The sequence below is a fragment of the Alteromonas sp. genome (assembly GCF_984505615.1).
In genome coordinates this window covers 165034-177969 of the sequence record NZ_CFHOXV010000001.1, presented here as the reverse complement: position 1 = coordinate 177969, position 12936 = coordinate 165034, and the positions used below count along the sequence as shown (strand labels likewise).

At 49.4% G+C, this 12936-nt stretch carries 12 protein-coding genes and 1 tRNA gene; 8 read left to right on the top strand and 5 right to left on the bottom strand.

Annotated elements, in window-relative coordinates; all coding sequences use genetic code 11:
* Positions 1-3 precede the first annotated feature (3 nt).
* Entirely contained in the window at positions 4-1554 is a 1551-nt protein-coding gene (locus tag AC4PME_RS00775; RefSeq protein ID WP_119502346.1) for an amidohydrolase family protein, read from the top strand.
* A 21-nt stretch (positions 1555-1575) separates the two neighbouring features.
* Here the strand turns inward: AC4PME_RS00775 and AC4PME_RS00770 are convergent, their stop codons facing one another.
* The gene (locus AC4PME_RS00770) at positions 1576-2754 is read right to left on the bottom strand and encodes a DUF6607 family protein (protein ID WP_491044526.1); all 1179 of its coding nucleotides are present in this window, start codon (positions 2752-2754) and stop codon (positions 1576-1578) included.
* Between the two features lie 253 nt (positions 2755-3007).
* Here AC4PME_RS00770 and sdhC point away from each other — a divergent pair, with 253 nt between their 5' ends.
* From sdhC to AC4PME_RS00755, 3 genes are all read left to right on the top strand, one after another.
* On the top strand, positions 3008-3388 hold the full coding sequence (gene sdhC / locus AC4PME_RS00765; RefSeq protein ID WP_119502344.1) for a succinate dehydrogenase, cytochrome b556 subunit: 381 nt from the start codon (positions 3008-3010) through the stop codon (positions 3386-3388).
* A complete protein-coding gene (sdhD, locus tag AC4PME_RS00760) occupies positions 3379-3732 on the top strand; it encodes a succinate dehydrogenase, hydrophobic membrane anchor protein (RefSeq protein ID WP_119502343.1) in 354 nt (117 codons plus the stop codon). The genes sdhC and sdhD overlap by 10 nt, the downstream gene beginning before the upstream one ends.
* Positions 3733-4410: 678 nt before the next feature.
* Positions 4411-6291, top strand: a complete 1881-nt coding sequence (locus AC4PME_RS00755; protein WP_491044528.1) for a CocE/NonD family hydrolase — start codon at positions 4411-4413, stop codon at positions 6289-6291.
* Positions 6292-6404: 113 nt separating this feature from the next.
* Here AC4PME_RS00755 and AC4PME_RS00750 read toward each other — a convergent pair whose 3' ends face one another.
* Positions 6405-6827 (bottom strand): MAPEG family protein, encoded by a 423-nt coding sequence (locus AC4PME_RS00750; RefSeq protein ID WP_119502340.1) that lies wholly within the window; start codon positions 6825-6827, stop codon positions 6405-6407.
* A gap of 232 nt (positions 6828-7059) precedes the next feature.
* Here AC4PME_RS00750 and AC4PME_RS00745 point away from each other — a divergent pair, with 232 nt between their 5' ends.
* The gene (locus tag AC4PME_RS00745; RefSeq protein WP_119502339.1) at positions 7060-7419 is read left to right on the top strand and encodes a DUF2750 domain-containing protein; all 360 of its coding nucleotides are present in this window, start codon (positions 7060-7062) and stop codon (positions 7417-7419) included.
* Between the two features lie 155 nt (positions 7420-7574).
* Here the strand turns inward: AC4PME_RS00745 and AC4PME_RS00740 are convergent.
* Positions 7575-7659, bottom strand: a tRNA-Leu gene (locus AC4PME_RS00740).
* 388 nt (positions 7660-8047) lie between these two features.
* Between AC4PME_RS00740 and AC4PME_RS00735 the strand changes: the two genes are divergently transcribed.
* Positions 8048-8491: an RDD family protein gene (locus AC4PME_RS00735; protein ID WP_232373567.1), complete on the top strand. Its 444-nt coding sequence runs from the start codon at positions 8048-8050 to the stop codon at positions 8489-8491.
* A 36-nt stretch (positions 8492-8527) separates the two neighbouring features.
* Here AC4PME_RS00735 and lptG read toward each other — a convergent pair whose 3' ends face one another.
* Both lptG and lptF read right to left on the bottom strand, forming a co-directional pair.
* On the bottom strand, positions 8528-9589 hold the full coding sequence (lptG, locus tag AC4PME_RS00730; RefSeq protein ID WP_474843187.1) for an LPS export ABC transporter permease LptG: 1062 nt from the start codon (positions 9587-9589) through the stop codon (positions 8528-8530).
* Positions 9590-10693, bottom strand: coding sequence for an LPS export ABC transporter permease LptF (gene lptF, locus AC4PME_RS00725; RefSeq protein ID WP_119502321.1), 1104 nt, complete (start codon positions 10691-10693; stop codon positions 9590-9592). It abuts the gene before it with no gap.
* Between the two features lie 297 nt (positions 10694-10990).
* Here lptF and pepA point away from each other — a divergent pair, with 297 nt between their 5' ends.
* On the top strand, positions 10991-12496 hold the full coding sequence (pepA, locus tag AC4PME_RS00720; RefSeq protein ID WP_119502320.1) for a leucyl aminopeptidase: 1506 nt from the start codon (positions 10991-10993) through the stop codon (positions 12494-12496).
* A 5-nt stretch (positions 12497-12501) separates the two neighbouring features.
* Positions 12502-12930: a DNA polymerase III subunit chi gene (locus tag AC4PME_RS00715; RefSeq protein WP_119502319.1), complete on the top strand. Its 429-nt coding sequence runs from the start codon at positions 12502-12504 to the stop codon at positions 12928-12930.
* Positions 12931-12936 lie beyond the last annotated feature (6 nt).

Sequence of the window (12936 nt, the reverse complement as noted above, 5' to 3'; positions counted from 1 at the left end):
GCAATGAAAAAATTTATTCTGGCGCTTTGTATCACATTGTCATTTCAGGCTGCCGCCACACCGGGCAGTAAAGCGCCTGACAGAAAGGCCGGTGAAGGTATGGAAGCATCCCGTCTTATTCTGAGAGGCGGCAACATTATCTCAGGCGAAGGTGCACCCCCTCAGGGTCCTGTGGATATTGTGATTGAGAATGGCAAAATTACACAAATTGTATCGGTGGGCCACCCGGGCGTACCGATTAAATACAGCCGTCCTGAGCTGAAAAGCGGTGATAAGGAAATCGACATTCAGGGCCAGTACGTATTGCCGGGTTTTATTGATATGCATGGCCACATTGGCGGTTCTGCCGACAATATTCCCGCTGAGTATGTGTTTAAGTTGTGGCTGGCTCACGGTATTACCACCATCCGCGAACCCGGCAGCTTCAACGGCGCAGACTGGGTGCTGGAGCATCAGGCGCGCAGTGATAAAAATGAAATTGTTGCTCCGCGAATTGTGCCTTATGTGGGTTTTGGTATGGGCGGCGATCAGCCGGTTTCCACAGAGAAGCAGGCAAGAATCTGGGTGAAAGACATCGCCCGTAAAGGTGCGAAGGGCATCAAGTTTTTCGGTGCCAGCCCCAAAATTATGGCGGCAGCCTTAGACGAAGCTAAGAAGCAGGGTTTAGGCACCATGATGCATCATGCCCAGCTGAACGTGATGGGAACCAATGCACTGGATTCTGCCCGGTTAGGTTTAACCTCTATGGAACACTGGTACGGACTGCCGGAAGCGCTGTTTGAAGATAAAGTTATTCAGGACTACCCCTCACATTATAATTACAACGACGAGCAGCACCGGTTTTCTGAATCCGGAAAACTCTGGCTTCAGGCGGCAGCTCCCGGCAGTGAGAAGTGGCAGCAGGTAAGAGACGAGCTTATCGACCTGGACTTCACCATCGACCCTACACTGACAATTTATGAAGCCAGCCGGGATCTTATGCGTGAGCGTCAGGCCGTATGGCATGACGATTACACCTTACCCGTGCTGTGGGAGTTCTTTGAACCCAGCCGGTATGCACACGGCAGCTACTGGTTCAACTGGACCACGCAGGATGAAATCAACTGGCGCAACAACTACCGCCGCTGGATGACATTTCTTAATGACTATAAAAACCATGGTGGCAGGGTGACTACCGGTTCCGACGCCGGTTACATCTATAAAATCTACGGTTTTGCTTACATCCGTGAACTGGAATTACTACAGGAAGCCGGTTTCCATCCGCTGGAAGTCATTCAGGCAGCCACATTAAATGGCGCAGAAGCCTTAGGTCTCGACGATAAAATTGGCAGTCTTGCCGTAGGTAAAAATGCCGACATGGTTGTTGTAGATGGTAATCCGCTGGAAAACTTCAAGTTACTTTACGGCACCGGCCATTTCCAACTGGATGAGAACAACGAGCCTGTACGCAAAAAAGCGGTGCGTTACACCATCAAGGACGGCATCGTATACGATGCTCAGCAGTTGCTGGAAGATGTTCGCAGACTGGTGAAGGAAGCGAAGGCGGAACTGTAGTCGCCTTCGCTGATAACCCCGTTAACGTGCTGGCTCTGTAAACGGCGCCAGCATGTTTCTTATTTTTTGCTGTTCCGTGGAAGGGTCGACAGGGGCGCTGTCACTGACGTTTTGGGCGTAGTCGAAGAATGGCATGAACATGAACTTCCCGTCTGCCTGCTTGTTGATTTCAATGGACGTATTGTCAGCAATCAATGAGGACCACACCTCACGAACGTTTCTCCAGAATGATGATGTTGCTTCCCAGTACGCTTCGCCGGGCGTAAAGTCGTGGTCTTTGATGCGTTCGTAACGGGCAATCCCCAGTTCTTTTGCAAGGTACGGAGCCGGTGAGGCCGGTTTGCCGGCATCATTTAATACCAGCTTGTAGTTTTCTTCTTCCTGTACCCAGCCATCAGGTAAAATAATGTGTTTATTTATCCCTTCAAGGATCTGGTAATCCTGTCTCACACTACTTTCCCGCCGGGGAAGTGGCCGCCAGGTTAACTCGCTTATCCACTCTGAGCGGTTTCCTTTGTGCTGCCATTTACCGTGAGACTCATATCGTGGCGAGTCGTCTACCTGGTAAACCGACTGAGACCAGCTGCCTTCAATATCCTGGCCCTTGAGCTTATGCTTTCGCCATACATTATTGCCGGTATATACAAACTCTGATGGCTTCTCGTATTCCCAGTCCTGTCGCCAGTGTTTCATCACCATTGGCTCACTGATCTTGCCGTCTTCACCAACAAAATACATCACCATAATGTGCTGAAGGCTGATGAATTCAGGTTCATTGTCGACAACAATCACCATTTCCGTGCCCCAGGAACGATAGGGGGCAGCAGGCGTGTAATTTTCAGTGAAGCCCATGGTTTCTATGAAATCGAAGCCCACACGAAAATACCCCGACATCGCCAGTATGGCCTGCCGGTCCCGCTCAAATTTATCAATATCTTCCGTTTGCAGTTTCAGCCAGTGCGGGGAAGGGGTAAGATCTTTCGTCGTGCTGTTACCTGTTGATGTGCCGCCACGTGGCTTGAAGTTGCAAGGTTCGTCTACGAATTGCCAGCCAAACACGTATTGAGGTGTTGCTGCACACTTGCCTGCTTTTGCAGCTTCAGCCGGTTCACCGTTTCCATAGCTATTCAGGCTGATTAACGTGATAAACGCCCCGAATAGTGTGCGGCAGAAAGAAGATCTGAGTACGGCGTCTGGCATAAGAAAAGCTCCGGTGTTCATTGTCGGCGTTTATAAAATGAAGTATCTTATTGCAAATAAGAATTATTATTATCACGTGCGAGGCAGTAAATTACCAGCGCTTAAATCATGGAAACTTTTTATTTCCGAAGGGCTAAGTAATTTCCGCACACTATTTGATTCCCTGATATGAAAATGCAGAATGAGTGTGTTTACTGAACGAAGGTTCAGGTATTGTCGTGTTTACCAGAAGTATGATTACAGGAGTTTCTGAATGAAAGACACCCGTCCACGTAATATGGACTTAACTACCATCAAGTTGCCGGTAATGGGGCTGGCCTCCATTTTACACCGGATATGTGCTGTGATTATCTGGTTCTCTCTGGCCTGGTTTCTGCCGTTATTGTTTCTTTCTCTGCAAGGTGCTGAAGGCTTTGAAAATGTGCAGTTACTTATCAGCGGCAACTTCATCGCGCAATTTTTTACCTGGGGTTTTCTCACCGCGCTGGGCTACTACATGATGGGTGGAATAAAACATCTCATTCAGGAGTTTGGTTATTTTGAAACACTTGAAGGTGGCAAGCTGATATCGCAGGTGGCTATTGCATCAGGCATATTGTTGAGTGTGTTGTTCGGATTTTGGGTTTGGGATTAACTGACATGAAGCGAAATGGCGTAAAAGAGTGGATATTCCAGCGGATCAGTAACGTGATGATTTTTGCTTATGCGATATTTTATCTGGTGAGCGTTTTCACAATGGAGAATGTTGACTACGAAAGCTGGACTGCATTTCATCAGTCAACTGGATTTAAACTCTACTCAACAATCACTCTTGTTGTTGTGATGCTGAACTCTCTGCTGGCAGGTTGGCAAATCGGCACTGATTACACCCAGAAAGTACCTGTGGCCGGTTTTTCTGCGGCCTTCCACACATTTTATACCGTAGTCACAGCAGGCTTTCTGCTATTCGGCTTATACATTCTGTGGGGAATGTCCTGAGGGATCGGGCTAACGCTTAGTGAATCAATACCGTCCGGATGAGCTGATCGCTACTCCGGACTGTTGATGCTTTCCTCAAGAGGAAATAATAAATCGAATGCGGGTAATAAAAGATTCGCACTGCATACCGCGACCATGAAAGCGAAAATGTCCGTGAGTGAAGTGTACCTCAGGACCATCCACGCTACTGTCATGCTCAGCCAGAACATATTAAAACTCATGGTCCGGATATCCGGTCTGAGTGTTTTCGTGCAATAACGGCAGGTTACAGGCTCCCTGATCAGAAAGAGCAGCCGGTGGGAGAACAGCACTTCATGCGAACAACAAGGGCATCGTCTGGCAACAAGTTGTTTGAGCATCACTCAGACTCATTTAGTTAAATAGTATTGAGAATTATTATCGTTCACGACATGCTTCGTCAACCATTCTGTTTGAAATTTACCCTTCTTAATTTCCCGGAGCTCGCCGGGGGATACAACAACGTTGCTGATAAAATGTGCGCCTAATGTACGCTAAGACTCACATCTTCCATCAAATCGATAAGTGCCTGAACCTCCGGGCTAAACGAGAGCGCTGCGGAATAATTTCTCCTGCCCGCTGTGATAAGGTGATATCACGACAGATGCCGTTGTCTGTCTCCCAGAGCCGGTTACCGGCACATATAAAAAGAGGATGCTTATGCGATACCTTCGCTACGCCATGCTGGTTATTGCCAGTTGCGTGATGACTCCCGCTGTTTCTGCAGCACCTGACAAAGATACCCGTGCGGAATATATCCGTTCACACTACGCTAAATATGAATACAACATCCCCATGCGGGATGGCACAAAACTGTTTACTTCGGTCTATATACCTTACGATCAGAGTAAAAGCTGGCCCATGTTGATGCAGCGTACACCCTATCGCGTTGCGCCCTATGGCTCGTCAGATTTTAAAACCCGTTTAGGCCCCAGTGAGAAGTTCGAACAGGAAGGCTACATTTTTGTATTCCAGGATGTTCGCGGCAAGCAAATGTCCGAAGGTGAGTTTGTAAACATGCGCCCGCAGGACGCATACAAACGCGGAAAAGACGCTGTTGATGATGCCACAGATGCTTACGACACTATCGAATGGCTGGTAAAAAATGTACCCAACAACAATGGCCGTGTAGGGCAGTGGGGCATTTCCTATCCCGGATACTACACATCGGTTTCCGGTATTAACAGTCACAAAGCCCTTAAAGCTATTTCTCCGCAGGCGCCTATTGCCGACTGGTTCTTTGATGACTTTCACCGCAACGGTGCGTTTTCTACACCAATGGCATTCCTGTTTTTTGATACTTTCGATGCTCCCCGTAAAGAGCCGTATCCTTACCGTCTTGAAGGACGCAAAGCCACCACGCCTGACGGTTATGAGTTCTTCCGCGATCTCGGGCCGCTGGCTAACGTTAACAAAAACTATTTCCACGGCGAGCGACCGTTCTGGAATGAACTGACTGAACACCCGAACTATGACGACTACTGGCAGGCCCGCAATGTTCTGCAGCATCTCGATAAGGTAAAGCCGGCCGTGCTGGTTGTGGGTGGCTGGTACGATACCGAAGACTTGTATGGTCCGCTGGCGACTTATCAGACTATGTCGCACGAGAACAAACGTGACAATGTGCAAATTGTCATGGGCCCCTGGTATCACGGTCAGTGGATCGGTGATAAAGGCTCTAATATGGGCGAGGCGCAGTTCGGCTTCGAAACCAGCGTGTGGTTCCGTGACAATGTTCTGTTGCCATTCTTTAACCAGCACCTGAAGGAAGAGTCGGAAGATAAGTACGAGCAGACTGCGACCATGTTTGAAACTGGTGCGAACCGCTGGCGTTTCTTCGGTCAGTGGCCACCTGCTGATACTAATGAAAAAACACTGTATCTGACAAAGGGTGACAGTTTGTTTGAGAACAAGCCGGATAAAGATGGCGGTGCTTCAGACTATGTATCCGATCCCCGTAATCCGGTGCCTCATTCTGCAGCAATCAGCCGTGGATGGGATCGCCCGTATATGGCTGAAGATCAGCGTTTCACCGCCCGCCGTCCGGATGTGCTTAAATTTGAAACCGAACCCATGACAAGTGATATGACCGTTGCCGGCGAAGTAAACGTGAATCTGTGGGTATCCACTGATAAAACCGCAGCGGATTTTGTGGTGAAAATTATTGATGTGTTCCCGGGCGTGGATGAAAACACCAATGAAGTGGACAAAGAAACCGGTGACCGCCATGAATTGGTGCGCTGGGGCATTATCCGCGGACGTTTCCGTGACAGCTTCTCTGAGCCCAAACCCTTTGAACCGGGCAAACCGACTCAGGTCTCTTTTGATCTGTACGATTTGTTGCACGACTTTAAACGGGGCCACAGATTACAAATCCAGATCCAAAGCTCTATCTTCCCGTTCCTTGATATGAATCCGCAAACTTACGTGGATAATATCTTTCATGCGACAGAAGAAGATTTCGTCCGTGCTCAGCACACCATCTATCACGATGCGGCGCACCCGAGTTCAGTGACTTTCAATGTTTTGCCTTCTCAGTAGCAGCCTGAGCAGGTGAGAAAAATGATGCACTTCATGGCCTGAAGTGCATCAATTCCCGGGCCGGTGGGGAAACCGGCCTGATTGCATCATTCGGAAAAGCCGGTAAGCCAAACTCAGGGCGTGAACAGCGCATAAAGGCCAAGACCATACACGCCAACAGTGAGTAGCACGCCTGTCATATAAAAGTAGCTTCTGGGGCTGGGATTTTTCTCAGTGGCTATTGCGTAGTAGAGCGACATGTGAATAATGCGCACCGCAGCATACAACCAAATCAGTACGGCGAGTATTGTGGTGGGCGCGCCGAGAAAAATACAAATCAGTGCCGGCAAAGTAAACTGATGAATATTCTCTAATGAGTTGTGAAACGTGCGATGGCTTCGGAACACAAAGCTATCGTGACTTAACTCATCGCTCACTTTGCCCGGAATATAACTTGATTGCTTCCTGTGGGCGACGGCTGCCACGATGTTTTGCACGAAAACAGTCGCTGCAATTACCAGCAACCCTGCTAAGGAATAAGCGTAGATCGTAAACATTCCCCTGTACTCCTGAATTTCCCTGACATTTCTACGCAGCTTAAGGAGCGGAAGATCGTCGCAGAAATTAAAAGTACTTACCCCGTCATTCAGACAGAAATCTAAACCGCTATCACACAACCCAAAAGAACATAAAGGGGCCCGTATTGCCGGAACAACATGAGTTATTCACTGGCTAGTCACGTGTTCACCAATTATCATATTGAGTCTAATCCTCTAACCAACGTTTTCTATGACAAATACTTCTTCAAATTCAGCCGACTTCATGACAAAAGTTAAAAGTACCCAAGAGTTATGGGCGCTACAGGATAAAACCACAGAGGGGTGGGTGATTGTCGACTCGGTTAACTTCGAAAACACTGATGTGATGCCTGTCTGGTCTGACGCAGAAATGGCTCGTGAACATTGCACCGATGAGTGGGAAGATTACATTCCTAAATCCATTTCCGTTTCTGACTGGCTGGAGTTCTGGCTGGAAGACCTGGCCGAAGACAATGTCCTGGTCGGCGTTGAATGGCGTGATGGTGGTGAGTATCTTGAAGTTGAACTGGCAGAGTTCAGCCAGATGCTTGCAGAGATTGAAAAACTCTGATTCGCATCAAACTTTGCATTTAGTTACTCCACATTCGGATAGTGTTTTTTAATAAAAGAACTTTTATCAAAAGGGTGTGGGGACAACTGCTTAATATCAGAAACAAAAAACCGACTAAAAAGTCGGTTTATTGTTTCTTCCGCTAAGGAAGAGAATGGTACCAGTGGGCGGACTCGAACCGCCACACCCGAAGGCGGGGGATTTTGAATCCCCTATGTCTACCAATTCCATCACACTGGCATTCGACATGGTGTCGATGAGGGATGCATTATAGCGATACGCGTTGCAGAGACAAGCACTTTTTCCTGAAAATCAGGGTTTGTGTGGCAGTCTGGCTAAAGAATGTGCAATCGTTGTCGAGGTACTTGATTCAGGTCGTACATCTGTCGATTTCCATACCCGAAGTGTTTGTCTCCTGTTTACTCCGGGTTATTCTGGCGTGGCTGTTTTAAACAAATTTAACCTGTAGTGCTGTGCCGGAGCTTTACTATTAAAGCTGTGCGTTGCGTAACGAAGTGAAGAGCTTGTGGGAAAACAAAAAAAGAAAGCGCCGGTTACTGAGCCGGCTGGTACATTGCAAGAAAGCACGGTACCCAACCGTGCCGGATTCTTCCGCCGTTTGCTGGCGATGGTGTACGACACACTGGTAGCTGTTGCGGTAGGCATGTGTGCAGCCATGGTGATGATAGTCACGCTGGTTGTGCTACTGAAAAACGATGTGCTGAGTTTGCAGGGCTTTGCAGAGCCCGCTGATTTGATTCAGCAATCTCTGCTTTATAAAACACTCATCCAGGTATGGGTAGGGCTTTGGATCACGGGCTTCTTTCTGTGGTTCTGGAAGAAGGGCGGTCAGACTATTGGTATGCGGGCATGGCGCTTACGTATTTTCAGTACGGTTGATGAGCCGGTTACCTGGGGCAGGTTGATTTTACGCCTGATCACGTCACTGGGCGGACTGGGTACCTTGCTGGTGCTGGTGGATTTTAAAAACAAGCAGTCACTACAGGACCGGGTCGCTAAAACTGAAGTGGTTCACTTGTCTAAAGAAGCCAACGACCACAAAAGCTGGTAGTAATGTGGTCGTGACGGCAGTCTGAAAGCTTTTTTATCAGCGTCGCAGCAATAAGGTGGCCACGCCGGCAAACAGCAGGCTGGGCAGCAGGGCGGCGACAACGGGGGGTAATGAATACACCAGACTTAACGGGCCGAACACTTCATTGGTGATGAAGAAGCCAAAACCGGTAAGCACACCCATGATCACTCTGGCACCCATGGTGACGCTGCGAAGCGGACCAAAAATAAACGACAGGGCCATTAACAGCATGACTGCAATGGATACCGGCTGGAACACTTTACGCCAGAATGCCAGCTCGTAGCGGGTGCTGTCCTGTCCGTTGCCTTTTCTGTACTGCACATAATCATACAGCCCCTGAATAGACAGTGCTTCGGGCTTAATTGCTACGATGCCTAACTTATCCGGCGTCAGTGTAGAGTTCCATTGCTGACGGGCATGGTCAGTAATATCAATGTGCTTGTCGGTAAAGCGGGTAACCGACACATCATCGAGCCACCATACTTCACCATCGTAATTGCCTTCTTTGGCCCAGGTCAGGGTGTTCAGCGTCAGGTCGCTGTTGAAATCGAAAATGCTGATATCCCGCAACGACTCGCGGGTAACCACCTGGCCGATACTGACAAAATGCTCACCGTCTTTAGCCCATGTCAGGGCATCTGAGGAGAACAGGCTGCCCCCGGAAATGGCCTCGGTGCGGATTTCCTTCGCTTTCGATTCGCTGTATGGCGTTACCCATTCACCGACCGCCATGACAAACAGGATCATGACCAGCGCCGATTTCATAGCTGAATTAATGATGTTCCAGCGGCTCAGGCCGGAGGCCTGCATAACCACCAGTTCACTGTTACTGGCCAGTAATCCCATGCCGATGAGACCGCCAAGGAGGGTCGCCATGGGAAAGAACTGTTCGAGATCCCGGGGCAGGCTGAGCAATACATACAGCCCGGCAACCACGATATCGTAATTGCCTTCACCCAGTTTTCTTAACTGCTCAACAAACTTAATGAGGGCAGACAAACCAATCAGCACGGATAAGGTTACGGTAATGGTGCCAAGCAGGGTGCGGGCAATATACAGGTCGAGAATACGAAACATCTATTTTCTCCCCAGTATACGTGCGCGCAGTTCAGTGCCGGTCCGCCGGTCCCTGACTATCAGTGTGATACCGATTATCAGCATGATGCCGTGCACCCACCACAAACCTAACTGGATAGGGATTTTGCCATCTTCCAGCACCCGGCGGCTGGCCAGCAGCAACAGGAAGTAACCGAGATACAGCAGGATCGCAGGAAACATTTTGCCAAACCGGCCCTGACGGGGATCCACCGAACTTAACGGCACAGCAATCAACACCAGAAACGGAATGGAAAGGGGAATGGCGATACGCCATTGCAACTCTGCCCGCGCTTCAATCGAGTCGTCGCTCAGCAGTTCCATGGTCGGTAATACACTCACTTTACGGCGGGGCTCGTCCTGCTTTTCATCGGCAATCTGAATTTGATATTCATCGAAGGCAACCTTACGGTATTTCTTCTCCGTTTGCGTACCTTCGTACTGCACGCCTTCCCGCAATACCAGGTTACGGGTGCCGTCCGGGTTATTTTGAATTTGTCCGGTTTTCGCCTGTACCACCCGCACGCGGTCGGTGTTACCGTCCTGCTGGGTTTGAGACAGGAAAACCCGTTTCAAGGTATCGTCCTGACTGTCGATGTCGTGCACGAAAATAACCGCTTTCTCGTTACCGGTTTGCTGGAACCGGCCTGGCATAATAGCTGAAAAGCCCGCTTCACTTCTGGCTTTTTCGCGAAGCTGGTACTCACTTTCTGCCGCACTGGGGGCTAGATAAAGAGTAATCACACCACAAATAATCATTATGAACACAGACAGCAACAGCATCACTCTGGTGATGTACCACTCGCTTATCCCGCAGGCCCGCATAACGGTCATTTCAGAGTCGACGTAAAGCCGGCCATGAGCGAGCATAATGCCAAGATAAGCACTGATGGGCAGAACGAGAGAAGAGAGTATGGGCGCGTACAGGCCAAGGAAACCCAGCACAAGCCCGGCGGGAATATCGCCGTCTGATGCGTCGCCGAGTACACGCACGAAACGCAAAGTGACAAAAATGGCCATCAGGATAAAAAAGATGGCCATCTGTGACTTAAGCGTTTCCTTTATCAGATAACGGAATATCAGCATTCCGGCACCTCTGGAAAATTTGGATTTATAGTGAAAAAGCGCACGATGTTGAGTAAACTAACTGTTTTTACAAGTTTTGCCTGTATATCAATAACCCGATTGCATGAAAACGACGCAAATTTTTCCGTTTTCGTTACACAAGTCACAGACTATTGTAGCAGTACGGCAAACACGACAGAAAGCGTCAAACACAGTCTTATCGCTTATATGGCTGCGTATTAAAACATAAAGCAGCGCAAAACGTTATGCGAAATTATCGTCATGCAAATCACAAGATAAAAAGAGCGAGGTGTTATCGTGGAATTTAGTGTAAAAAGTGGCAGTCCGGAGAAACAACGCAGCGCCTGTATCGTGGTTGGTGTCTTCGAGCCTCGTCGCTTAACTGCGGTGGCTGAACAGCTGGATGAAATCAGTGAAGGTTACATCAGTAATCTGCTACGTCGCGGCGACCTGGAAGGGAAAGCCGGTCAGATGTTACTTCTGCATCATGTACCCAATGTATTAAGCGAGCGGGTGTTACTGGTCGGTTGCGGTAAAGAGCGTGAACTGGACGAGCGTCAGTATAAGCAAATCATCGCGAAAACCATTAAAACCCTGAATGAAACCGGCTCGATGGAGGCGGTGTGCTTCCTTACTGAACTGCACGTGAAAGGCCGTGATACCTACTGGAAAGTGCGCCAGGCGGTAGAAGCGACGCAGGATTCCCTGTACACCTTCCTGCAACTGAAAACCAAAAAGGGCGAACCCCGTCGTCCGTTACGTAAAATTGTTCTGAACGTACCTACACGCCGTGAACTTACCGTGGGCGAGCGTGCTATTGAGCATGGACTGGCGATTTCTAAAGGTGCCAGCCTTACCAAAGACGTGGCGAACATGCCGCCAAACATTTGTAACCCTGCCTACCTGTGGGAACAGGCACAGTCGCTGGCTGAAAACTACGACAGCATCAGTGCAGAAGTGGTAAATGAAGCCATGATGGCTGAGCTGGGCATGAATTCTTACCTGGCTGTAGGTCGCGGTTCTGAAAATGAATCCATGATGAGTATCATTACTCACAAAGGCGGTCCGGATGATCAGGCGCCTATCGTGCTGGTGGGTAAAGGCCTTACCTTCGACTCAGGCGGCATTTCCATCAAGCCAGGCGAAGGCATGGATGAGATGAAGTACGACATGGGCGGAGCCGCCGGTGTGCTGGGGACCATGCAAACCGTTGCTGAACTGAACCTGCCGGTTAATGTTATCGGCGTGCTGGCTGGCTGTGAAAACATGCCGGACGGCAAATCCTATCGCCCGGGTGATATTCTCACCACCATGTCCGGCCAGACTGTTGAAGTGTTAAATACCGATGCAGAAGGCCGTCTGGTGTTATGTGATGCATTAACTTACGTTGAGCGTTTTGAGCCTGAACTGGTTATCGACGTGGCAACTTTAACCGGCGCGGTGATTGTTGCACTGGGTAACCATGCAACCGGACTGATGAGCACACATAATCCGCTGGCCCATGAACTGATGAATGCCGGCGATCAGAGTTCTGACCGTGCATGGCGTTTACCTGTGTGGGATGAGTATCAGGATCAGCTGGAAAGCCCGTTTGCCGATTTCACCAACTTAGGTGGCCGCGCAGCCGGTTCTATTACTGCAGCGTGTTTCCTGTCCCGCTTCACCAAGAAATACAACTGGGCGCACATGGACATCGCCGGTACAGCGTGGCGAAGCGGCAAGAACAAAGGTGCCACCGGTCGTCCGGTACCGATGTTGTCGCAGTTCCTGATGAACCGCTCAGGCATTAAACAAGAGGACTGAGCGCAATGCCTCAGGTAACCTTCTGGCAACTCAGTGATGGTAAGGACGCGGGTGAATCCCGCGCCTGCGATCTGATTGCCACTGCATATTCTCAGCGACAGAAGTGCGTTGTATTGTGTGCAGACAAATCTTCCGCTGAAGCAGTGGATGAGCTGCTCTGGCAATTGCCGGCTGGCCGCTTTGTGCCGCACAATTTGTGCGGGGAAGGGCCGGGCGCCGGTACGCCGGTGGAAATCTGCTGGCAGGAAAATCAACTTTCCCGCCGCAATCTCATCGTCAATTTAAGCGGGGAAATGTTAAGCTCCCCGCATTCTTATCAAACGATTTATGACTTCGTGCCGGTGGCGGATGACGCCAAACAGGCGGCACGGGTTCGCTATAAACAATATCAGCAGGCTGGCTGCCAGTTGCAGTTTAAATCTGCTGACAGTTGAGAGTAA

Excerpts from the sequence above, each read along its gene's own strand:
- lptF (WP_119502321.1), bottom strand. The coding sequence starts at position 10,693 with ATGCTGATATTCCGTTATCTGATAAAGGAAACGCTTAAGTCACAGATG.
- AC4PME_RS00770 (WP_491044526.1), bottom strand. The coding sequence starts at position 2,754 with ATGCCAGACGCCGTACTCAGATCTTCTTTCTGCCGCACACTATTCGGG.
- AC4PME_RS00715 (WP_119502319.1), top strand. The coding sequence starts at position 12,502 with ATGCCTCAGGTAACCTTCTGGCAACTCAGTGATGGTAAGGACGCGGGT.
- AC4PME_RS00735 (WP_232373567.1), top strand. The coding sequence starts at position 8,048 with ATGGTGTACGACACACTGGTAGCTGTTGCGGTAGGCATGTGTGCAGCC.
- lptG (WP_474843187.1), bottom strand. The coding sequence starts at position 9,589 with ATGTTTCGTATTCTCGACCTGTATATTGCCCGCACCCTGCTTGGCACC.
- AC4PME_RS00775 (WP_119502346.1), top strand. The coding sequence starts at position 4 with ATGAAAAAATTTATTCTGGCGCTTTGTATCACATTGTCATTTCAGGCT.
- AC4PME_RS00755 (WP_491044528.1), top strand. The coding sequence starts at position 4,411 with ATGCGATACCTTCGCTACGCCATGCTGGTTATTGCCAGTTGCGTGATG.
- sdhC (WP_119502344.1), top strand. The coding sequence starts at position 3,008 with ATGAAAGACACCCGTCCACGTAATATGGACTTAACTACCATCAAGTTG.
- AC4PME_RS00750 (WP_119502340.1), bottom strand. The coding sequence starts at position 6,827 with ATGTTTACGATCTACGCTTATTCCTTAGCAGGGTTGCTGGTAATTGCA.
- AC4PME_RS00745 (WP_119502339.1), top strand. The coding sequence starts at position 7,060 with ATGACAAATACTTCTTCAAATTCAGCCGACTTCATGACAAAAGTTAAA.